Origin of the sequence: Mycolicibacterium sp. MU0053, assembly GCF_963378095.1 — a bacterium.
Lineage (GTDB): Bacteria > Actinomycetota > Actinomycetes > Mycobacteriales > Mycobacteriaceae > Mycobacterium > Mycobacterium burgundiense.
In genome coordinates this window covers 2154757-2176031 of the sequence record NZ_OY726397.1, presented here as the reverse complement: position 1 = coordinate 2176031, position 21275 = coordinate 2154757, and the positions used below count along the sequence as shown (strand labels likewise).

Annotated in this window: 20 protein-coding genes; 11 read left to right on the top strand and 9 right to left on the bottom strand. The window is 69.9% G+C overall.

Features of this window, described 5'->3' with window-relative positions; translation table 11 throughout:
* The first annotated feature begins 29 nt into the window (after positions 1–29).
* Entirely contained in the window at positions 30–1280 is a 1251-nt protein-coding gene (gene kasB, locus RCP80_RS09965) for a 3-oxoacyl-ACP synthase KasB (protein ID WP_308482172.1), read from the top strand.
* Between the two features lie 26 nt (positions 1281–1306).
* The gene (locus tag RCP80_RS09960; RefSeq protein WP_308482171.1) at positions 1307–2728 is read left to right on the top strand and encodes an acyl-CoA carboxylase subunit beta; all 1422 of its coding nucleotides are present in this window, start codon (positions 1307–1309) and stop codon (positions 2726–2728) included.
* Positions 2729–2741: 13 nt separating this feature from the next.
* On the opposite strand, the gene map is transcribed toward RCP80_RS09960, so the two are convergent.
* Positions 2742–3509, bottom strand: a complete 768-nt coding sequence (map, locus tag RCP80_RS09955) for a type I methionyl aminopeptidase (RefSeq protein WP_308482170.1) — start codon at positions 3507–3509, stop codon at positions 2742–2744.
* Positions 3510–3587: 78 nt separating this feature from the next.
* On the opposite strand from map, the gene RCP80_RS09950 reads away from it, so the two are divergent.
* On the top strand, positions 3588–3854 hold the full coding sequence (locus tag RCP80_RS09950) for a helix-turn-helix domain-containing protein (RefSeq protein WP_308482169.1): 267 nt from the start codon (positions 3588–3590) through the stop codon (positions 3852–3854).
* 7 nt (positions 3855–3861) lie between these two features.
* Here RCP80_RS09950 and RCP80_RS09945 read toward each other — a convergent pair whose 3' ends face one another.
* Positions 3862–5397: a glycerol-3-phosphate dehydrogenase/oxidase gene (locus RCP80_RS09945; protein WP_308482168.1), complete on the bottom strand. Its 1536-nt coding sequence runs from the start codon at positions 5395–5397 to the stop codon at positions 3862–3864.
* On the bottom strand, positions 5394–5972 hold the full coding sequence (locus RCP80_RS09940) for a TetR/AcrR family transcriptional regulator (protein WP_308482167.1): 579 nt from the start codon (positions 5970–5972) through the stop codon (positions 5394–5396). The genes RCP80_RS09945 and RCP80_RS09940 overlap by 4 nt, the downstream gene beginning before the upstream one ends.
* Before the next feature lie 32 nt (positions 5973–6004).
* Here RCP80_RS09940 and RCP80_RS09935 point away from each other — a divergent pair, with 32 nt between their 5' ends.
* The 4 genes from RCP80_RS09935 (at position 6005) to RCP80_RS09920 (ending at position 11577) form a co-directional block, all read left to right on the top strand.
* Entirely contained in the window at positions 6005–7597 is a 1593-nt protein-coding gene (locus tag RCP80_RS09935) for an FAD-binding oxidoreductase (RefSeq protein WP_308482777.1), read from the top strand.
* The gene (locus tag RCP80_RS09930) at positions 7594–8508 is read left to right on the top strand and encodes a diacylglycerol kinase (protein WP_308482166.1); all 915 of its coding nucleotides are present in this window, start codon (positions 7594–7596) and stop codon (positions 8506–8508) included. Before RCP80_RS09935 ends, RCP80_RS09930 begins: the two co-directional genes overlap by 4 nt.
* 182 nt (positions 8509–8690) lie before the next feature.
* A complete protein-coding gene (locus tag RCP80_RS09925; protein WP_308482165.1) occupies positions 8691–11048 on the top strand; it encodes a glycoside hydrolase family 183 protein in 2358 nt (785 codons plus the stop codon).
* A gap of 1 nt (position 11049) precedes the next feature.
* Entirely contained in the window at positions 11050–11577 is a 528-nt protein-coding gene (locus RCP80_RS09920) for a hypothetical protein (protein ID WP_308482164.1), read from the top strand.
* Positions 11578–11662: 85 nt separating this feature from the next.
* On the opposite strand, the gene RCP80_RS09915 is transcribed toward RCP80_RS09920, so the two are convergent.
* From RCP80_RS09915 to RCP80_RS09900, 4 genes are all read right to left on the bottom strand, one after another.
* On the bottom strand, positions 11663–12175 hold the full coding sequence (locus RCP80_RS09915) for a DUF3145 domain-containing protein (RefSeq protein ID WP_308482163.1): 513 nt from the start codon (positions 12173–12175) through the stop codon (positions 11663–11665).
* A gap of 115 nt (positions 12176–12290) precedes the next feature.
* Entirely contained in the window at positions 12291–13115 is an 825-nt protein-coding gene (locus tag RCP80_RS09910; protein ID WP_308482162.1) for a serine hydrolase domain-containing protein, read from the bottom strand.
* A gap of 21 nt (positions 13116–13136) precedes the next feature.
* Positions 13137–14213 (bottom strand): class I SAM-dependent methyltransferase, encoded by a 1077-nt coding sequence (locus RCP80_RS09905; protein WP_308482161.1) that lies wholly within the window; start codon positions 14211–14213, stop codon positions 13137–13139.
* An 89-nt stretch (positions 14214–14302) separates the two neighbouring features.
* A complete protein-coding gene (locus RCP80_RS09900; protein WP_308482160.1) occupies positions 14303–15931 on the bottom strand; it encodes a response regulator transcription factor in 1629 nt (542 codons plus the stop codon).
* Positions 15932–16054: 123 nt separating this feature from the next.
* Between RCP80_RS09900 and RCP80_RS09895 the strand changes: the two genes are divergently transcribed.
* Both RCP80_RS09895 and RCP80_RS09890 read left to right on the top strand, forming a co-directional pair.
* Positions 16055–17146: an S-(hydroxymethyl)mycothiol dehydrogenase gene (locus RCP80_RS09895; RefSeq protein ID WP_308482159.1), complete on the top strand. Its 1092-nt coding sequence runs from the start codon at positions 16055–16057 to the stop codon at positions 17144–17146.
* A gap of 25 nt (positions 17147–17171) precedes the next feature.
* Complete coding sequence (locus RCP80_RS09890) at positions 17172–17804, top strand: MBL fold metallo-hydrolase (protein WP_308482158.1); 633 nt, start codon at positions 17172–17174, stop codon at positions 17802–17804.
* Here RCP80_RS09890 and RCP80_RS09885 read toward each other — a convergent pair.
* Entirely contained in the window at positions 17801–17980 is a 180-nt protein-coding gene (locus RCP80_RS09885) for a hypothetical protein (protein ID WP_308482157.1), read from the bottom strand. The genes RCP80_RS09890 and RCP80_RS09885 overlap by 4 nt on opposite strands.
* 77 nt (positions 17981–18057) lie before the next feature.
* On the opposite strand from RCP80_RS09885, the gene RCP80_RS09880 reads away from it, so the two are divergent.
* Together RCP80_RS09880 and RCP80_RS09875 are read left to right on the top strand one after the other, a co-directional pair.
* The gene (locus RCP80_RS09880) at positions 18058–18297 is read left to right on the top strand and encodes an LPXTG cell wall anchor domain-containing protein (RefSeq protein ID WP_308482156.1); all 240 of its coding nucleotides are present in this window, start codon (positions 18058–18060) and stop codon (positions 18295–18297) included.
* A 2-nt stretch (positions 18298–18299) separates the two neighbouring features.
* Positions 18300–19391, top strand: a complete 1092-nt coding sequence (locus RCP80_RS09875; RefSeq protein WP_308482155.1) for a class I SAM-dependent methyltransferase — start codon at positions 18300–18302, stop codon at positions 19389–19391.
* A gap of 25 nt (positions 19392–19416) precedes the next feature.
* On the opposite strand, the gene RCP80_RS09870 is transcribed toward RCP80_RS09875, so the two are convergent.
* A complete protein-coding gene (locus tag RCP80_RS09870) occupies positions 19417–21234 on the bottom strand; it encodes an Hsp70 family protein (RefSeq protein WP_308482154.1) in 1818 nt (605 codons plus the stop codon).
* Between the last annotated feature and the right edge of the window lie 41 nt (positions 21235–21275).

Below are 21275 nucleotides of genomic sequence, written 5' to 3'. Positions count from 1 at the left end.
GTATCAGCAGAAGGGGCATACGCAGCAGCATGGGAGCGACTACTGGAAACGGTCTCCCCAACGTTGTTGTCACCGGCATCGCAATGACGACCGCGTTGGCAACCGACGCGGAGTCAACATGGAAAGGACTGTTGGACGGTCAAAGCGGCATCCGTCGACTCGAGGATCCGTTCGTCGAACAGTACGACCTGCCGGTGCGCATCGGGGGGCACCTGCTCGAAGATTTTGACAGCGAGCTCACCAAGGTAGAGCTGCGGCGTATGTCCTATCTGCAACGGATGGCGACGGTGCTCGGCCGTCGCGTATGGGAGAACGCCGGTTCCCCCGAGGTCGACACCACTCGCTTGATGGTGTCGATCGGGACCGGCATGGGCGGTTCCGAAGCCCTGGTGTTCGCCTATGACGGCATGCGCGAACGCGGCATCCGGGCGGTATCCCCGCTGGTCGTTCAGATGTACATGCCCAACGGCGCATCCGCCGTCGTGGGCCTGGAGCGCCACGCCAAGGCCGGGGTCATCACCCCGGTCTCGGCATGCGCCTCCGGATCCGAGGGCATCGCCCAGGCGTGGCGCAACATCGTGCTCGGCGAGGCCGACATCGCGATCTGCGGCGGCGTCGAGACCAAGATCGAGGCCGTGCCGATCGCGGGCTTCGCCCAGATGCGCATCGTGATGTCCACCAACAACGACGACCCGGCCGGCGCCTGCCGACCGTTCGACAAGGACCGCGACGGCTTCGTGTTCGGCGAGGGCGGCGCGCTCATGGTGATCGAGACCGAGGAGCATGCCAAGGCCCGCGGCGCCAAAATCCTGGGCCGCCTGATGGGCGCCAGCATCACCTCCGACGGCTTCCACATGGTGGCCCCGGACCCCAACGGCGAGCGCGCGGGCTACGCGATGACCCGCGCGATCGAACTCGCCGGGTTGTCCCCCACCGACATCGATCACATCAACGCCCATGCCACCGCCACCAGCGTCGGTGACGTGGCCGAGGGCAGGGCCATCAACAACGCGATGGGCAGTCACCGCCCCGCCGTGTACGCACCGAAGTCGGCCCTGGGCCACTCGGTGGGCGCGGTAGGTGCGGTCGAGTCCATCCTGACGCTATTCGCCCTGCGCGACGGCATCATCCCGCCCACCTTGAATCTGGAGAATCTCGATCCCGAGATCGATCTGGATGTGGTGGCGGGCAAGCCGCGCAGCGGCGATTTTCGCTACGCGGTGAGCAATTCATTCGGATTCGGCGGGCACAACGTCGCACTCGCCTTCGGCAAGTACTAGAGCCACGAAAGGCTTAGGAGACACACATGACGACCATGGCCCCCGAAGCGGTAAACGAGTCGCTAGATCCACGCGATCCCCTGCTGCGACTGTCCGCCTTCTTCGATGACGGCAGCGTCGAGCTGCTGCACGAGAGGGACCGCTCGGGTGTGCTGGCCGCCGCGGGCGCCGTCAACGGTGTGCGGACCATTGCGTTCTGCACCGACGGCACCGTGATGGGCGGTGCGATGGGCGTCGAGGGCTGCCGCCACATCGTCAACGCCTACGACCTCGCGATCGCCGAGCAAAGTCCCATCGTGGGCATCTGGCACTCCGGTGGGGCGCGGCTGGCCGAGGGCGTCAAGGCGCTGCATGCGGTGGGCCTGGTCTTCGAGGCGATGATCCGCGCCTCCGGCTACATCCCGCAGATTTCGGTGGTCGTGGGGTTCGCCGCCGGCGGCGCCGCCTACGGACCGGCGCTCACCGACGTCATCATCATGGCGCCGGACAGCCGGGTTTTCGTCACCGGCCCCGACGTGGTGCGCAGCGTCACCGGTGAGGACGTCGACATGGCCAGCCTCGGCGGCCCCGACACCCACCACCGCAAGTCCGGCGTGTGCCACATCGTCGCCGACGACGAGCTCGACGCCTACGCCCGCGGTCGTCGCCTGGTCAGCTATTTCTGCCAGCAGGGCCATTTCGACCGCAGCAAGGCCGAGGCCGGCGACACCGACCTCAAGGCGCTGCTGCCCGAATCCGCGCGGCGTGCCTACGACGTGCACCCGCTGATCAACGCGCTGCTCGACGACGATGCGCCGTTCGAGGAATTCCAGGCCAAGTGGGCCCCGTCGATGGTGGTCGGCCTGGGCCGGCTGGCCGGCCGCACCGTGGGCGTGCTGGCCAACAACCCGCTGCGCCTCGGTGGCTGCCTGAACTCCGAAAGCGCCGAGAAGGCAGCGCGTTTCGTGCGCCTGTGCGACGGCTTCGGCATTCCGCTCGTGGTCGTCGTCGACGTGCCCGGCTACCTGCCCGGGGTGGATCAGGAGTGGGGCGGCGTGGTCCGCCGCGGCGCCAAGTTGCTGCACGCCTTCGGCGAGTCGTCGGTCCCCCGCGTCACGCTGGTGACCCGCAAGATCTACGGCGGCGCCTACATCGCGATGAACTCGCGGTCCCTCAACGCCACCAAGGTATTCGCCTGGCCGGACGCCGAGGTCGCCGTGATGGGCGCCAAGGCCGCGGTCGGCATCCTGCACAAGAGGAAGCTCGCGGCCGCCCCCGACCACGAGCGCGACGCGTTGCACGAGGAACTTGCGCTCGAGCACGAGCGGATCGCCGGCGGCGTGGACAGCGCCATCGAGATCGGCGTCGTGGACGCCAAGATCGACCCCGCGCAGACCCGAAGCGTGCTGACCCAGGCCCTGGCGGAGGCGCCGGCCCGCCGCGGTCGGCACAAGAACATCCCGCTGTAATCCCGCTCGGCTGCTACTCCAGCGCGGTCAGCACCCGGGGACCGTCCTCGGTGATCGCGATCGTGTGCTCGTAGTGCGCCCCGTGGGACCCGTCGGCGATCCGTAACGTCCAACCGTCGGGGTCGAAGACAATTCTCTCGGTGGTCGCCGACCACCACGGCTCCAACGCCAGCGTCATGCCCGGTCGCAGCCGCAGACCGCGACCGGCCTTCCCGCGATTGGGCACATGCGGATCCTCGTGCATCGTCCGGCCCAGCCCGTGTCCGCCGAAGTCGTCGTTCACCCGGTAGCCGTAGCGGCGGGCGACGCCGCCGATGGCCGCGGCGATATCCCCGAGCCGGCCGTCGGGCACGGCGGCCGCGATCCCCGCCGCCAACGCCTCCCGGGTGGAGCCGATGAGCTCGGCGTCGGCGGCCGACCCGGCTCCGATCGACACCGACACCGCGGCGTCGGCGACCCAGCCGTCGATCGACACCGCGAAGTCCATGCTCAGCAGGTCCCCGTCCCGCAGCACGTAGTCGAACGGAAGACCGTGCAGGACAGCGTCATTGACCGACAGGCAGATGACGTTGCGGAACGGGCCGCTACCGAAGGACGGCGCGTAGTCCCAATAGCAGGACACCGCACCGCGACGCTCGACCAGATTTCGGGCCTGCTGTTCGAGCTCCAGCAGGTTCACGCCGGGCGCGGCCCGCTCCGAGAGCGCCGCCAGGGTCTCGGCAACGAAGCGGCCGGTGGTGGCCATCTTGTCGATCTCGCTCGGGGTCTTCAGTTCGATCACGCGCACCCATTTCTGTCGGTATTTATATACCGACGCACGCTACCACCGGCGGTATTCAAATACCGCTACGATTTCGGCATGGTCCGCGAACCCCTCACGCACGAACAACTATTGGCAGGCCAGCGCCTCGGCAGCTTGATCCGGACCGCGCGGGCCGGCCGCGACCCGGGCGTCGTCGCCCGCGCCGCCGGGATTTCCCCGGAGACCCTGCGCAAGATCGAGGTCGGCCGGATGCCCAGCCCGGGGTTCGGGACGATCGTCGGGGTGTGCGAGGCGCTGAGCATCCCCGTCCAGGAGGCCGTCGACGTCTGGCGCGGCGCGTACGACTCGGAACCGGCGCGCTGACGGGCGCTCAGCCGCCCACGAACTCCTGCGCGGCCGCCGCGGCGCGCTCGCGGTCGGCGGGCACCAGGCCGATCCGGGTGCGCCGGTCCAGGATGTCACCGGCGTCCAGCGCCCCCTCATGGGTCACGGCGTACTCGAATTCGGCTCGGATGACATCGATTCCGTCGGCGACCGGGTCGTTCGGGCGCTCGCAGGTCGCCGACACGACCACCTTGGCGGCCTCCCCGCCGTAGCGGGCCACCAGCGACGACGGCAGCGCCGAGGGCGCCTGCGCGATCCGGGCACCCGGGTTGGCCGGCGAGCCGAGCAGCGGCAGGTTGCGCGTCCGGCAGGGTCCGGCCGCGAGTCCGCGCGCGGCGACCGCATGATCGAGGACGTCCTCGGCCATATGCCGGTACTCGGTGAGCTTGCCGCCGACAACGCTGATGGCGCCGGAGGGGGCGTCGATGACGGCGTGGTTGCGCGAGATGTCGGCCGTGCTGCCCGCCCCGGCGTCGATCAGCGGCCGCAGGCCCGCGTAACTGCCAAGCACGTCGGCCGTCGACAGCCTGGTGGCCAGCGCGGTGTTGACGGTGTCGAGCAGGAAGTCGACCTCCGCCGCGGTCGGTTGCGGCACATCGGGAATGGGGCCGGGGGCGTCCTCGTCGGTCAGTCCGAGGTAGACGCGGCCGAGCTGCTCGGGCATGGCGAAGACGAACCGGTTGAGCGCACCCGGGATCGGGATGGTCAGGGCGGCAACGGGATTACCGAAGGCGGCGGCGTCGAACACCAGGTGGGTGCCGCGGCTGGGCCGCAGCTGCAGCGACGAGTCCAGCGCGCCGGCCCACACCCCGGTCGCGTTGATCACCGCGCGCGCGGTGACGTCGAACGACTGGCCGGTGAGGGCATCGGTCAAGCGGGCCGATCGGCCGGTGAGCTCGGCGGCCGCCACGCGGGTCAGGATGCGGGCGCCGTGCTGGGCCGCGGTGCGCGCGACGGCCACCACCAGCCGCGCGTCGTCGATCAATTTGCCGTCGTAGGCCAGCAATCCGCCGTCGAGGCCCTCGCGCGACACCGTGGGGGCAAGTCGGACGGCCTCCTCGGCGCCGATGCGGCGGGAGCGGGGCAGCGTCGAGGCCCGGGTGCCGGCCAGCCGGCGCAGCGCATCCCCGGCGAGGAATCCGGTGCGCACCAGCGCGCGCTCGGCGCGCCCCATCGTGGGCAGCAGCGGCACCAACTGTGGCATCGCCCGGACCAGGTGTGGTGCGTTGCGCGTCATCAGGATCCCGCGCTCAACCGCACTGCGGCGCGCGATCCCGACGTTTCCGGTGGCCAGATAGCGCAGCCCGCCGTGGATCAGCTTGGAGCTCCACCGGCTGGTGCCGAACGCGAGGTCGTGGCGCTCGACCAACACCACGCTCAGTCCGCGGGTCGCGGCGTCCAGGGCGATGCCGGCGCCGGTGATGCCGCCGCCGATCACCAACACGTCCGGCACCTGCCCGTCGGCCAGTTCGGTCAACTCGGTGCGGCGCCGGTCGGCGTTGAGGGCGCTGTAGCTGGTCATGGCTGGAGGTATCCGTTCAGGGCGTGGCACAACTCGACCGCCAGCGCATCGGCGGCCAGGATCGGTTCGACAATCTGCGCGGACTGGATCGTCGACTGGGTGATCAGCACGATCATGGTGGCCAACTGACGCGGGTCCCCGGCGCGCACGCTGCCGTGCGCCTGGGCGGCCATCAGGTCGGTGGCCAGTGCGTCGATCAGCCGCTGCTGGCTGGTGCCGAGGCGCTCGGTGATGTAGGTCATCGCGAATTCGGGCGCGGAATGCATGACCGCCATCAGCAGCTCGTCGTCGCGCAGGCGTTGGCTCACCGCCACGATCCGCCCGACGATCGCCGCGCGATCGGCGCCCCGCTTGGGCACCTCGGCCGCCACCTCGGCGATCCGGCGGGTGAGCAGGGCCGCGAGGATCGCGTCGCTGTCCGGCCAGCGCCGGTAGATCGTCGGTCGGCTGACCCGGGCCCGGCGCGCGATCTCGGCCAGCGTCACCCGGTCGATGCCGTAGTCGCGCACGCAGCTGGCCGCGGCGGCGAGGATCCGCTCGCCGACGTCCGAATCTGCATTACTGATTGACAGCATCTGTAATACTGTAACGCATGATTCTTCCTCCGATGAAATGGAACGCCTGGGGCGACCCGGCCGCGGCCAAGCCGCTTTCCGAGGGCATCCGCGCGCTGCTGGCGCAGGCGCTCGGCGTAGCGGAGGTCGACCGGCCCGAACTGCCACTCGACGAGGTCCGGGTGCGCGCCTGCACGCTGGCCGAGACCGACCGCGCTGCGTTGGCCGGCCTCGTCGGCGCGCCACACTGCAGCACCGACGACCACGCCCGGCTGCTGCGGGCCGGCGGCAAGTCGACTCCGGATCTGTTGCGCCGGGCCGACCGCGGGGCGCAGGACGCGCCGGATGCGGTGCTCACCCCCGGCACCGAGGAAGAGATCGCCGAAATCCTGCGGTACTGCTCCGAGCACGGCATCGCGGTGGTCCCGTTCGGCGGCGGCACCAGTGTGGTCGGCGGTCTGGACCCGATCCGCGGCCCGTTCGCCGCGGCGATCACGTTGGACCTGCGCCGCTTCGACCGACTGCTCGATTTCGACGAGGTGTCCGGGGAGGCCGAACTGGGCGCCGGCGTGACGGGTCCGCAGGCCGAGGCGCTGCTCGGCGAGCACGGTTTCTCGCTGGGGCACTTCCCCCAGAGCTTCGAGTTCGCGACCATCGGCGGCTTCGCGGCCACCCGCTCGTCCGGTCAGGACTCGGCGGGCTACGGTCGATTCGACGACATGATCCGCGGGCTGACCGCGGTGACGCCGGCGGGGGTGCTCGAGCTGGGCCGGGCCCCCGAATCGGCGGCCGGACCGGACCTGCGCGAGTTGATCGTCGGTTCCGAGGGCGTCTTCGGCATCATCACCCGGGTCCGGTTGCGGGTTCATCCGGTGCCGGCCACCACCCGCTACGAGGCGTGGTCCTTCCCCGATTTCAGCACCGGGGCCGCCGCATTGCGCGCGGTGGTGCAGACCGGCACCGGCCCGACGGTGATCCGGCTTTCCGACGAGGCCGAGACCGGGGTGAACCTGGCCACCACCGAGCACATCGGCGCACAGCAGATCACCGGCGGCTGTTTGGCGGTCACGCTGTTCGAGGGCACCGCCGAACACACCGCGAGCCGGCACGCCGAAACCCGCGCATTGCTGGAGGTCCACGGCGCGACCTCGCTGGGCGAGGAGCCCGCACGGGCCTGGGAGCAGGGCCGGTTCGCCGCGCCGTATCTGCGCGATGCGCTGCTGGCCTCCGGCGCCCTGTGCGAAACCCTCGAGACGGCCACCAGCTGGTCGAATCTGGCGGCCCTCAAGGCCGCCGTGACCGCGGCGCTGACGGAGTCGCTGGCCGAATCCGGCACGCCGGCATTGGTGATGTGCCACATTTCCCATGTGTATCCGACCGGGGCCTCGCTGTACTTCACCGTGGTCGCCGGCCAGCGGGGCGACACCCCGGCCGAGGTGATCGCGCAGTGGGGCGCGGTGAAAAGGGCCGCCTCGGCGGCGATCATGCGCACCGGCGGCACCATCACCCACCATCACGCAGTCGGCGCCGATCACCGGCCGTGGATGACCGATGAGGTCGGCGAGCTCGGGGTCCAGATCCTGCGGGCGGTCAAGGAATCGCTGGATCCGGCCGGAATCCTCAACCCGGGCAAGCTGATTCCGTGACGAGGGCCATCTCCCGGGTGACGGTGCTGACCAATCCGGCATCCGGGCATGGCAACGCGCCGCATGCGGCCGAACGCGCGATCGCCCGGTTGCAGCAGCGCGGTGTCGACGTGACCGCGGTCGTGGGTCGCGACGCCGCCCATGCGCGGCAGTTGATCCGCGAACAGCTCGACCTCGGCACCGACGCGCTGGTGGTCGTCGGCGGCGACGGCGCGATCGCCCTGGCGCTGCAGGAGCTGGCCGGCAACGACGTTCCGCTCGGCATCGTCCCGGCCGGCACCGGCAACGACCACGCCCGCGAATACCGCATCCCCACCGGCAACCCGGAGGCCGCCGCCGATGTGGTCGCCGACGGATTGGCCGCGACGGTGGATCTGGGTCTCATCGAAGGCGCCGATGGCACCCGAAAATGGTTCGGCACCGTCGTCGCCACCGGTTTCGACTCCTTGGTCAGCGATCGGGCCAACCGGATGCGGTGGCCGCACGGCCGGATGCGCTACAACCTGGCGATGCTCGCCGAGCTCTCGAAGCTGCGACTGCTGCCGTTCCGGCTGTCCTTCGACGGCGGCGCGCCCCTCGACACCGAGCTGACCATGGCCGCGATCGGCAACACCCGCAGCTACGGCGGCGGCATGCTGATCTGTCCCGGCGCCGACCCCACCGACGGGCTGCTCGACGTCACGATGATCGCCTCGGCCTCCCGCGGCCGGCTGATCCGGCTGTTCCCCACGGTGTTCAAGGGCACGCACGTCGAACTCGACACCGTCACGACCCGCCGGGTCGGCACCGTGGCGGTGGAATGTCCGGGCATCAATGCCTATGCCGACGGCGACTTCGCCTGCGCCCTGCCCGCCCAGATCACCGCGGTCCCCGCGGCCCTGCGGCTGTTGCGCCCCGACCCGAGCGGCTAGCTCCGAGCCGAAGCGCGCAATTTCGGTCCGTTCGGTAACAAATCCCGGGCGCAAAGCTATGCATCTGTGAGACTTCTGTTAAAGATGTGATCGGCGAATAAGCGCGTCGTAACGTGCTCACGTCGCAGTTGGGCATCACTTTCGGCAGGCTCGACACGTTGGTCAATACGTAACGGAGCGTCATGGAATCAGCTAATTGCATCGGCCGCGTCGGCGCCCTCGCGGTGGCCCTCGGTATCGGCGTGGCGTTGACCACCGGGACGGGAATCGCCGTCGCCGACGACTCCGGCGGCGCCAGCAGCAGCTCGGACAGTGCGAGCAGCTCGTCCGGTTCGGATTCCAACGGCTCCGGCAGCAGCACGAAGCCGGCGAAGACCTCCGACGACGACACCGCGAAGACCCCACGGAAGGGGCCGCTGTCGAAATTGGGTGAGCGCGTCCGCAAGCAGGCCGAGGCGAGCGCCGAACGGGCCGGGTCCGCCCTCGAGCGCACCCAGAGCCGGCTGGAGCGCGCGCAGTCGCAACTCGGCGAACGGCAAGCAACGCTGCGGTCCAAGCTCGAGGACGCCGGCAAGAACCTCGCCGCCGTCCCCGCCGACGGCACCGACGCGGGAGAGCGCCCGCTGGCCAACCTACGCCCGCGCCCGGCCGACCCCGAGGCCAGCGAGGCGTCCACCGCGGCGCGCGACAAGACCGGCAAATCCGATGCCACGCAACTCGGCCCGGCCGCCGTGGCCCCGACGCCGCCGAGCGGGACCGGGCGCACCGAAACGCCCGCCCGCCGGCTCGGCGACGCGGTCGCCACCGAATCTTCGCGCGGACTCGCCGCGCTCACCGGTCCGGCTCGTACGCTGATCACGATTCCCGCCCGCAACCTGACCCCGGCGCCCATCACCGCGTTCGCCGCGGCGGCGGCCCCGACGGAGACGGTCACGCTCGAAGCACCCGAGGCCGCCGAGGTCACCGGCACGTCGATGGTTTCGGCCTTGCTGGTGGCGGCCGGCCTGTCGCCGCTGGCCGCGGGGACCAGCCCCGTTGCCCCGGGTCCGTCGGCGGCGCTGTGGGCGCTGGCCGCCGCGGCCCGACGCGAGTCCGAGCGGGTGCTCAACCCCAGAGGCGCGGCACTGACCTCGGCCAAGGACGCCGACGCCCCGGCCGTGTCCACCGATGTGCAGCCGCTGGCCGCGGTCGCCGCCGCGGATACGCAGCCGTGGCAGGCGAATCCGGGCCTCACCGACGCGCCGGAGATCTCCGGTCCGTCCATCCTGCGCGACCTGGGATTCATCACCGGCGACAAGACCAAGAACTGGTTCATCGGCGGGACCGACCTCGGCATCATGTGGGTCGGCGGATACGAGGAGGACGGCACACCGATCGTCTACACGCTGTTCGGTGACACCTTCGACGATCAGGCGATGACGACGGGGTGGCGCAACAATGTGCTGCTGCGTTCGGTGGACACCAACCTGGCCGACGGTCTTTCGTTCCGGGACGCGCTGATCCACGCCGGTGCCGGTCCCGGCGTACCGGGCACACCGACGTGGTACGGCCTGCAGCCCCCGGCCGCGGGTGCCGCGCAGATCATCTACGACCCCGGCTACACCGGCTGGTTCGGCACCACCTACACGATGATCCCCACGTCGGCGATCGCGGTGCAGAACGCCGAGGACGGCACCTACACCCAGTACGCCACCGTGATGTCGGTGCGCACCTGGGACAACCCCGGCAGCTGGACCACCAACTACTCCGCGATCGCGGTCTCGACCGACGGCGGCGAGACCTGGACCGTGGACCCGGACACCGTGCGGGGTTCGGGGTGGCTGCGGGCCAACAAGAACTTCGAATTCGGCAACCAGAACTTCCAGCAGAACGCGCTGGTGCAGGGCCCCGACGACGACCCGAACTCGTGGACCACCCCGGAGCAGACCGAAAAGTACATCTACGTCTACGGCACCCCGTCGGGCCGGGCCGGCTCGGCCTATCTGGCGCGGGTTCCCGAAAGCCAGTTCACCGACCTGGGCGCCTACCAGTACTGGGCCGGCGAGAACGCCGACGGCACCGGCAACTGGGTGACCGGTGACCCGTCGGCGGCCACCTCGGTGATCGGCGGCGGCAACAGCAACTACATCTCGTTCCTGCCCAAGGATGGTTTCCTCGGTCAGCTCAACAAGATGTTCGCCGGTTTCTTCAACGGCTTCATCGTGGGCGGACTGCCCACCGGCGGCAACGTCAGCGAGATGTCGGTGCAGTACAACGAGTACCTCGACAAGTACGTGGTGACCTACACCGACGGCGGCAACAACGTGGTGATGCGGGTGTCCGACTCGCCGCAGGGCACCTGGTCGAACACCCACACCCTGATCGCCAACAACCCGTTGTCGGGCCGGACCGGGATGTACGCGCCCATGATCCATCCGCTGTCGGGCACCGCCGCGGCCGGCGAGGGCAACGAGCAGTACCTCTACTACAACGTGTCCTTCTGGAACAGCTACAACGTGAAGTTCATGGAATCCGACCTGAGTCAGCTGGTCATCACCTGAGGTGAGGCAACTCCGACTCGCGCTGACCGCGGTGGCCGCTACGGCGGCCGCCGCGGTCGCGGCGACCGGGTGCGCCCACGCCCAACCCGGGCCACCGCCGTCGGTCCCGCCGCCGCTGCCGCAGGCCGGCGCGCCGTGCGCCGCGCACCTCGATGGCGCGCTGACGCCGCTTCCGCCGCCCGCAGATTCCGCCCCGAGCCGCGCGAAGAACCTGCTGGAATGCGCCGAGGGCACCTGGCAGACCTACCGCGATCCCTACCCGGCACCCGACCGTTGGCTGACCACCGGCCCCGAACTCGTGCTCAGCGGCATGCGCAATCCCGAGATCAGCGCTGGAACCTGGACGGGAACACCGCAATCCGTCGACACCCGGTGCGGTGCCGAGCAGGTCGAGGTGGTCGCGGCGGGTCAGACCTCCGACCCGCAGCCGTTGACAGGCGGGCCCGGTGAGCCGCTGCGCGTGCGGGTTTCGGATCGGTTGTTCACGCTCAAGCTCAGCGGCTACTGCCTGTGGCAGCACGACGGCTGAACGCTACGGTCCTGACCTGTCGTACCCCGCGCGCACACTGGCGGCAAGCGAGCAGGGCGGGCCCGTCCGGTTCTCGGGCCCCGCGCTACCCCACCCCGCGACTGAGCCAGCTGACCTCGGCGCCGTCGCCGCCGTTGCGGAAGTCCTCGAGCGCCTCATCCCAGGCGGTGCCCAGCACCGTGTCGAGTTCGGCGGCCAGGGTGTCGGCGCCGGCGGCCATCAAGGCACGCAGGCGCATCTCCCCGACCGTGGTGTCGCCGTTGGCGCTCATGGCCCCGCTCCACAATCCGAGTTGCGGGGTGTGGCAGAAGCGCTGACCGTCGACGCCCTCGCTGGGATCCTCGGTGACCTCGAAGCGCAGCACCGACCAGGACCGCAGCGCGTTCGCCAACTGCGCGCCCGTGCCGACCGGGCCCACCCAGTTGGTGACGGCACGCAGCTGCCCGGGCATCGCCGGTTGCGGCGTCCAGGTGAGCTTCGCCGTGGCATTCAGGGTCGACGAAAGCGCCCACTCGACGTGTGGGCATACCGCCGCGGGTGAGGCATGGATGTAGACCACGCCTGTAGTCGCGTCGGCAAATTGGTTCGACGCACGCATGGGCTGCTCCTTCAGTTCGACGAGGGACGTCTTCCCCAACGGCCTCGGTGAACCAACGAGCATCACAAGTTGTGTGTCGCGCGTGTCTATTGTGCCTTGTGAGGCAGCTGTTGCGCTAGTGTGCCCCGAATTCTCTCAGGACTTCGTCAGAGAGCGCAGGCCACAGCGGCTGCGCCCACTCCCCGAAATTGCGGTCCGTCAGCACCACCAGCGCCAGCTCCGCCGCGGGATCGGCCCAGATGAACGTGCCTGATTGCCCGAAATGACCGAAGGTGGCCGCCGAGTTGGCGGTGCCCGTCCAGTGCGGACTCTTGCCGTCGCGCAACTCGAAGCCCAGGCCCCAATCGTTAGGCCGCTGTGACCCGAAACCGGGCAACACGCCGGCCAGTCCGGGGAATTGCACGGCCGTGGCGTCGGCGTGCATCTGCGGCGACACCAGCGCCGGGGTCAGCAGGTCGCCCGCGAACGCCGCCAGATCGGCCACCGTCGAGGTGCCGCCGAAACCCGCCGCCGCTGCCCCGCCCGACAGCGATGACCCGGTCATGCCCAGCGGCACGAAGACCGCCTCGCTCAAATACCGCACGAACTCGATGTCGGCGGCGGACTCGACCGCCTCGGCCGCGACCTGGAAACCGTAGTTGGAGTAGATCCGGCGGGCGCCGGGCTTCGCGAGCACCGAAGCGTCGCGCATCGCCAGCCCCGAGGCATGCGCGAGCAGATGGCGCACGGTGGCGCCCGGCGGTCCGGCGGCGGTGTCGAGTTCCACCGCGCCCTCTTCGACGGCCACCTGGATCGCGCGCGCGGCCAGCGGCTTGGTCACCGAGGCCAGCGCGAACGGCGCAGCGGTATCGCCGTGGCTGGCCAATACCCCGGCCGGCCCGACCACCGCGGCGGCAGCGGCCGTCACCGGCCAGTCTTCGAGAACCTCGAGTGCGCCCATGGGCCGCGAGCCTAGTGCGTGCTACTTCCGGGCGACGTAGTAGTTGTTGAACGGATCGGTGTCGACATCGCACACCGTCACATCGGCAAAGCCGGCGTCGGCCAGCATCGTCAGCGCCAATTGTTCGCCCCACATGGTGCCGAGGCCAGCGCCGCCGGCCGACAGCGAAACGGTCATGCAATGCATCGTCGAGACCGTGTAGAACAGGCTCGCCCACGGCACCTCGATGTTGTCCTGCAGGTTGCTGGAGGCCTTGATGTCGACCATCAAGAAGATGCCGCCGTGCCGCAGCGCCCGGAAGATGTTGGCCAGCACCGCGGCCGGGTCGACCTGATCGTGAATCGCGTCGAACGCCGTGATCACATCGAACCGGTTTTCGACGTCGAGGCGGGCCGCGTCCTCGGCGACGAACGTCGCGTTGGCCAGCCCCATGGCGGCCGCTTCCGCGGTCGCGGTGGCCAACGCCTGCGCGGAGAAGTCGAACCCGGTGAACCGGCTGGCCGGGAACGCCTGCGCCATCAGGTTGATCGCATGCCCACTGCCGCAACCGATGTCGGCGACCTCAGCGCCCGCCCGCAACCGCTCGGGCAGACCCTCGGCCAACGGCAGGATGCCATTGATCAAGGCCGCATCGAAGACTCCCCCACTCTCCTCGGCCATGATCGCGTGGAAGCGCGGAAACTCGGTGTAGGGCAGTCCGCCGCCGTGCCGGAAGCATCCAACGATCTGCTGTTCGACCTCGCCGAAGATTCCGATGTACTGGGCCAGTTTGGCGATGTTGTCGGGCCCGCCGGAGCGCGCCAGCGCCGGCACGTGGTGGGCCGGAAGCGCGTAGGTGCCAGCTGCCGGGTGGTAGTCGACGATGCCGGCGCTGACGATGCCACCGAGCCATTCTCGTACGTAGCGCTCATCGAGGTTGGCGGCATCGGCGATCTGGGTGCTGGTGGCCGGCGGCAACCCGGCCAGCGTGTCGAACAGCCCGGTTTGGTGTCCGATGCTGCACAGCAGTGCGGTCGCCGCATTGTTGACGATGCCGATCATCCGCTGGCCGAAGGCCTCGGTGGGGTCGGTGCTGGACTGAGTTTCTACCGTTGTCATGGCTAGCCAATTTAGGCCGCCGTGGCGGCGCCGGGCATCGGGCGAATCGTGCGTTTGCCCAGGCAAACCCGTGGGGCAAATGGTGTAGGTCAGTGCGTCTGCGGCTGCGCCGCGCCGTGTTGGAAGGCCCAATTGGCCGCGGCCGTACGGGTGGATACGCCGAGTTTGGCGTAGATGTTGGCCAGGTGCCGGCTGACGGTCTTCTCACTGAGGTACAGCGCGGCCGCCACCTGCTTATTCGTTGCGCCGCGGGCGATGTGGCCCAGCACGTCGAGTTCGCGGGGAGTCAATCCACCCGCCGCAGTCGAGCCGGAGCCGCAGCTGCCGCTCGGGTCGACGCCGAGTTCGGCGTAGATGGCTTCGGCGGTCGCGGCATCGGCGGCCGCGGCCGCCTCATCGCCCAGTCCGCGGTGCGCCAGGGCCAGCCACTCGTATACCTCCGCGGTCTCATAGCGCGACTGCTGGGTCCGGTATTCCCGCAGGGCTTCCTGCAGCGACACCAAGGCCGGCTCGAACGCCCCGCTGCGCACATTGAGCGCGCCGCGCGCATGCGCGGCCCATGCCATGAAGCCCGGTGTTGCGAAGGCCGTCGCATCGGATTCGAGTTCCTGGCAGCATCTTTCGGCCTGATCGAGGTCGTCGCGGCGCAGGGCGATCTCGACCGCGGCGCGCAAGAGCCGGACCCGGGCCAGTCGATCCCCGCCGGCCAACGCCAGCCGGATCGCGGTCCATGCACCCTGGGTGTCCCCGCGCCGGCACAGCAGCAGGGCCGCACCGGGCTGGGGGTCCATGCCCAACGATCGGGCGCGGTCGAACGCCGCCGCGGCGTCGTCAAGCTCGCCGAGCAGCCTGCGGACCTCGCCGAGTTGGTAGTAGCCCTCGGCCGCCGCCCACGAGTTGACCTCGGTCAACGCCCGGCTGGCCCGCTCCAGCTCCTGTTCCAGGCCCCGGTAGTCGTCGGTGCCGGCGCGCACCTGCAGCCGATGCACATCGCAGACGCCGCCGTAGGGCGCCGACCCGGACAGTCCGCACCAGCGTTCCATCGAGTCCGTCCACGCCCGCATCCGCGGCATGTCGGCCAGTTTGTGACAGTGGTGCAGCACCACGCAGTAGATGTCGCCGGCCCATTCGATCGGCACCTGATCGGCCAGCAGCGGCAGGATCGCCTCGTCGATCAGCGCGTAGCCCTCCGCGGTGCGCGCATGCAGGATCGCCTCGAGGCCGGCGGCCACCAGGCCGAGTGCGCCGACCACGGGCGCCTCGAGGCGCCGACTCAGCTGCTGCAGGGAATCGACCTGGACCGCAAGCGCGTCGAGGTCCTGGGTCATCGCGGCCACGATGGCGTCCAGATAGTTCAGATAGCCGTGTACGGGGCACTCGTCGACGTCGACCAGCAACCGGCGGGACCGATTCATCCAGCCGCTGCCGATGTTGACGTCACCGCGAATCAGCCAGGCCAACGCCAACTCGTTGGCCTTCATCGCGGCGGCGGTCGGATCGATCCGGGCGAGGTCGGCGTAGACGCGTTCGGCCGCCCGAATGGATTCCTTGATGTGGCCCAGCCGCCACGAGGCAAAGGCGAACGCGTCCAGGTCCTCGGTCGCCAGCGGCGCCAGGGTCGCGGCACGCGTATAGGCCTCATAGCTCAGCGGCCATTCCCGCCGCTGATGAGCTGCACGCGCGGCGGCCAACAGATCGGTCACGGGCTCGGCCAACACCAGATTCCACCGTAATCGTCCAGCAGCGATACAGCGAGCCTGCTTCCGAAACCGGACCCAACCCATGGACGGCCGTTCCACAGAAAGTTCGGCACCGATCCGGGAGCACTAGGGTTGGTAGGCATGAGTCAGACAGTGCGTGGTGTGGTCTCCCGAAGGAAGGGCGAGCCCGTTGAGCTCGTCGACATCGTCATCCCCGATCCCGGACCCGGCGAGGTGGTGGTGGACGTCATCGCGTGCGGCGTGTGCCACACCGACCTGACCTACCGCGACGGCGGCATCAACGACGAATATCCCTTCCTGCTCGGGCATGAGGCCGCCGGCACCGTCGAGGCGGTCGGCGCGGGCGTGACCAATGTCAAACCCGGCGACTTCGTCGTGCTGAACTGGCGCGCGGTCTGCGGACAGTGCCGCGCGTGCAAGCGGGGCCGCCCGCACCTGTGCTTCGACACCCACAACGCGGCGCAGAAGATGACGCTGACCGACGGCACCGAGTTGACCCCCGCGCTGGGCATCGGGGCGTTCGCGGACAAGACCCTCGTCCACGAGGGTCAGTGCACCAAGGTCGATGCGCAGGCCGACCCGGCGGTGGCCGGGCTGCTGGGCTGCGGCCTGATGGCCGGCATCGGCGCGGCGATCAACACCGGCGCGGTCAACCGGGACGACACCGTCGCGGTGATCGGGTGCGGCGGCGTCGGTGACGCCGCGATCGCCGGTGCCGCGCTCGTCGGCGCCCGCACCATCATCGCCGTCGACACCGATGACAAGAAGCTGGAATGGGCGCGCGAATTCGGCGCCACCCACACCATCAACGCGCGCGAACTCGACCCGGTGAAGACCATTCAGGATCTGACCGACGGGTTCGGCGCCGACGTCGTCATCGACGCGGTGGGCCGCCCGGAAACCTGGAAGCAGGCGTTCTACGCCCGCGACCTGGCGGGCACCGTCGTGTTGGTCGGCGTGCCCACCCCGGACATGACGCTGGAGATGCCGCTGGTGGACTTCTTCTCCCGCGGCGGATCGCTCAAATCATCCTGGTACGGCGACTGCCTGCCCGAGCGCGACTTCCCCACCCTGATCAGCCTGTACCTGCAGGGCCGACTGCCGCTGGAGAAGTTCGTGACCGAACGCATCGGCCTCGACGCGGTCGAGGCCGCCTTCCACAAGATGCACGACGGTCAGGTGCTGCGCTCGGTGGTGGAACTCGACCGATGAACGCCTACCCGAAGAGGAGAAAACTATGAGTGCGGCTGCCAACATCACCCGGGTGGTCACCAGCGGGACGTTCAGCCTCGACGGCGGCACCTGGGACGTCGACAACAACATCTGGGTCGTCGGCGACGACAAGGACGTCATCGTCTTCGACGCCGCGCACACCGCCGAACCGATCATCGACGCCGTCGGCGGCCGCAACGTGGTGGCGGTGGTCTGCACGCACGGCCACAACGACCACATCACCGTGGCCCCGCAGCTGTCCGAGGCGCTCGACGCGCCCATCCTGATGCATCCCGCTGACGACATGCTGTGGCGAATGACGCACCCGGACAGCGATTTCCGCACCGTCGACGACGATCAGAAGATCAAGGTCGGCGGCATCGAACTGCACGCGATCCACACGCCTGGACACTCCCCCGGTTCGGTGTGCTGGTATGCCCCGGACCTGGGCGCGGTGTTCTCCGGCGACACCCTGTTCCAGGGCGGGCCGGGTGCCACCGGGCGGTCGTTCTCGGACTTCCCCACCATCCTCGATTCCATCAAGGAGAGGCTGGGCAAGCTACCCGCCGACACCGTCGTCTACACCGGACACGGGGACACCACCAAGATCGGCGACGAGATGGTGAACTACGACGAGTGGGTGGCGCGCGGACACTAGCGGCGCTTGAGCCACCCGGCGACCGAGATGTCGATCAGGCCGTTGACGAACAGCACCGCCGACAGCCACGGCAACCAACCGGGCTCGAACAGCAACGCCAGGACGAACACGATCGCCGCGGCCACGACCATCCCGATGCCGACCTTCAACAGAGTGTCCGGTGTCTGAGGTTTCACGGGCCGAAGTGTGTCACGGCGCCGCGCCGGGGACTACCGTTCCCGGCAGGGGCCGCATCGCAAGGCTGGAGGTAGCCATGTCGTCCGAGGACACCGTCACCGCACCGTCGGGGCGGGTACGCCGGTTCGCGCTGCGCCACTGGGTGGCATTGATCCTGGCCGGTCTGGCGGCGATCTTCATCGCCCAGAACCGGGACCGCGTCGACATCCACGTGCTGTGGATCAGCTTCGCGGCGCCGATCTGGTTCTTCTTCGCCGGGTTGCTGGCGGTGGGGGTCCTGATCGGGCTGTTGCTGCGTCGTCGTCGACGGAGTTGACCGTGCGCGAGTCGAGCATCGTCGTCCGGCCCGAGTCGCCGGACAGCCCCAACTACACCTTCGCCGCGCGGCTGCAGGCGGCCGGATTACAGTCGGCGATCGACCTTTTCGTCGACGCCGCCAACGCCGTGCCGGTGCCCGAGCCGCCGCACCCGATCGTGATCGCCGACTACGGCGCGGCGTCCGGCCACAACGCGCTGCTCCCGGTGTCGGCCGCCATCCGGACGCTGCGCGGGCGGACCCGCCAGGAGCACGCGATCCTGGTGGCGCACACCGACATTCCGGACAATGACTTCACCGCGCTGTTCGAGACGTTGACCGAGGATCCGGACAGCTATCTGCGCAAGGATGCCGCGGTGTACTGCTCGGCGATCGGACGCTCGTTCTACCAACAGCTATTGCCGTCGCAGAGCGTGTCGCTGGGCTGGTCGTCGTGGGCGATCCACTGGCTGTCGCAGACACCGCAGCCCATCCCCGACCACATCCTGCCCGCGCTGAGCAGCGACGAGCGGGCGCGCGCCGCCTGCGAACGGCAGGCCGCGCAGGACTGGCAGAACTTCGTGGCCTACCGTGGCCGCGAGCTGGTCGGCGACGGCCGACTCGTGGTGCTGACGATGGGCGTGGACAAGGACCGCGCACCCGGGCTGCTGCCGTTGGTCGAGAGCATCTACACCGGGCTCAAGCAGATGGTCGGCACCGGTCTGATCACCGCCGACGAACTACGCGCAATGTCGATCCCGATCGTCGGCCGCGGCGAGAAGGACTTCGCGGCCCCGTTCGCCCCCAAGGACCGGTACGAGGGGTTGTCCATCGAAACGGTCGAGATCTCCGACGCCGAGGACCGGTACTACCAGCAGTTCCTGGTGGATCAGGACGCCAATGCCCTTGGCGCCAAATGGGGTTCGTTCATGCGGGTGTCGGTGTTCGGCTGCCTGGTGGCCGCCCTCAGTGGCGGCAGCACCGATCCGCGCGCCGACGAGTTCAGCGCCCAGCTCGAGCGCCGCGTCGCCGCCCAGATCGCGGCCGCCCCCGCCCGGATGCACATCCCGCTGGCCAAGGTGGTGCTGCGCAAGCATCCGCGCTCGCGCGACTAACCGCCCGGTGCCGGCGGTTGCGGGATCAGCGGCGGCAGACCGGGAACGGTCGGGATCGGCGGAATGGTGGGCAGCCAATCCGGGCGCGTCGGGGCCGGCGCCGCGGGTGCGGGGTCCTCGGCGGGCGGGTCTGGTACGGGCGGCGCGGGCTCCGGCGCGGGTTCGGGTTCCGGCGCGGGTTCGGCGGGCGGGTCGGCCGGGGCGGCGGTGCCGAGGGTGGCGGCTCCTGGGTGCTCGGCGATGGTGTCGGTGTCGGTGTGACCGTCTCGGTCACGGTCGACGTCACGGGCGCGGGGGGCTCGCTCGGCGGCGGCGCGGGTGCTTGCGGCGCCTGCCGCTGCACCACCTGGGTGCGCGTGACCGGGGCCGGGGTGGCGACCACCGGACGGTGCCGGGCCGCGGGCTGCTGCTGGACCGGAGCCGGTGCCGCCGCGGGCGGCTGCGCCACGGGCTCGAGCTGCGGCTGCGGCGTGGTGCTGATGCTCGGGGTGGGGTCCGAAACCTGCACGGTGCCAGAATCATTGACCAGCACCACCCCCACCGCGCTGACCGCGCCGACCAACACCACGATCGAGGCGGCCATGGTGGCCAACGGCCGGCGATACCACCGCACCGGCGGATCGACGGCGCTGTCGTCGGCCTCGAACTGCACCGCCGGACGCGCGCTCGAGAGCCCGGTGAGCGGGGCGTCCTCGCTGAGTTCGAGACCGTCGAGGGCCTCGGGTTCGGCCTCGGGGGCCTGCGACCACGCGAGCGCGCCCAGCACGGTGGGCTCGGCGGACGGCACCGGCGGCGCGGCGGGCACCGGGCCCGGATTCGGCATTGCCGCAGACATTTTCGTCGCGGTGTCGTCGGCGGGTCCGCGCAGCGCTCGCAGCGCGGATCCCGTCGCGGCGATCAAACCGGGGCGCGGCGAGGTGATGACGGGCACCCGCAGATGTTCGGAGAGGGTGGTGGTGACCGCGGCCATTGCGGCGGCGCCGCCCACCGAGGCCACGGCCGCGAGGTCGACGGGATGGATTCCGTTGCGGGACAGTGTGTCGTGTAGGACATCGATGAGTTCGGCCAGCGGCGCCCGTAGCAGCGCATCCAGTTCGATTCGGGTCAGGCGGACATCGCCGCGGAACTCGGGTAGTTCCACCGGCAGCGCGGTGACCGCCGCTGCCGACAGCCGCTCCTTGGCGATGCGGCACTGCGTGCGCAGCCGCCACAGCGACCCGATGGCCGAGGTGCTGGTGAGGTCCACCGACCCGGCACCGGCCAATCCGTCGATGACGTGGGTGAGCAGCGCCTGATCGACCATGTCGCCGGAGAAGTCGGGGTGGCGCACCGTCGCCCCGATCGGCCGGTAGCCGTCCGCCGCGTCGACGAGCGTGATGCTGGTGCCGCTGCCGCCGAAATCGCACACCGCGATGACGCCGCGGGTCGGCAGGCCCGGATCGTGCTGCAGTGCGGTGGTGGCGGCCGCGACGTCCGAGAGCACCGTCGGGGGCCGCCCCGTCCACTCGGGCACCCGCGCCAGCGCACCGGTCAGGGCCGCGACGGCGGACGGGCGCCAATGCGCGGGGACGGTCACGGCCGACAGTTCCGGTAGCGGCCCGCCCCGGGTGGCCTCGTGCGCGGTCTGCCGCAGCGCCTCGGCGAGCACCCGCTCGGCGCGGTGGCTGGATCCGTCGGCGGCCAGGATGCCGACGGGGTCGCCGACGCGATCGACGAAGTCGGTGATGGTCCCACCACCTGCCGCCAACGTCGGCGCCCTGCGCACCGCGTTGTCCGATGTGACGGCGGCCAGGGTCGTGGTCCCGACCGACAATCCGATCGCGAGCCTTGTTCCGTCCCTCATAGCTCCATCCCGAGATTCCTACTTGGGATCTCGGTTGCGGA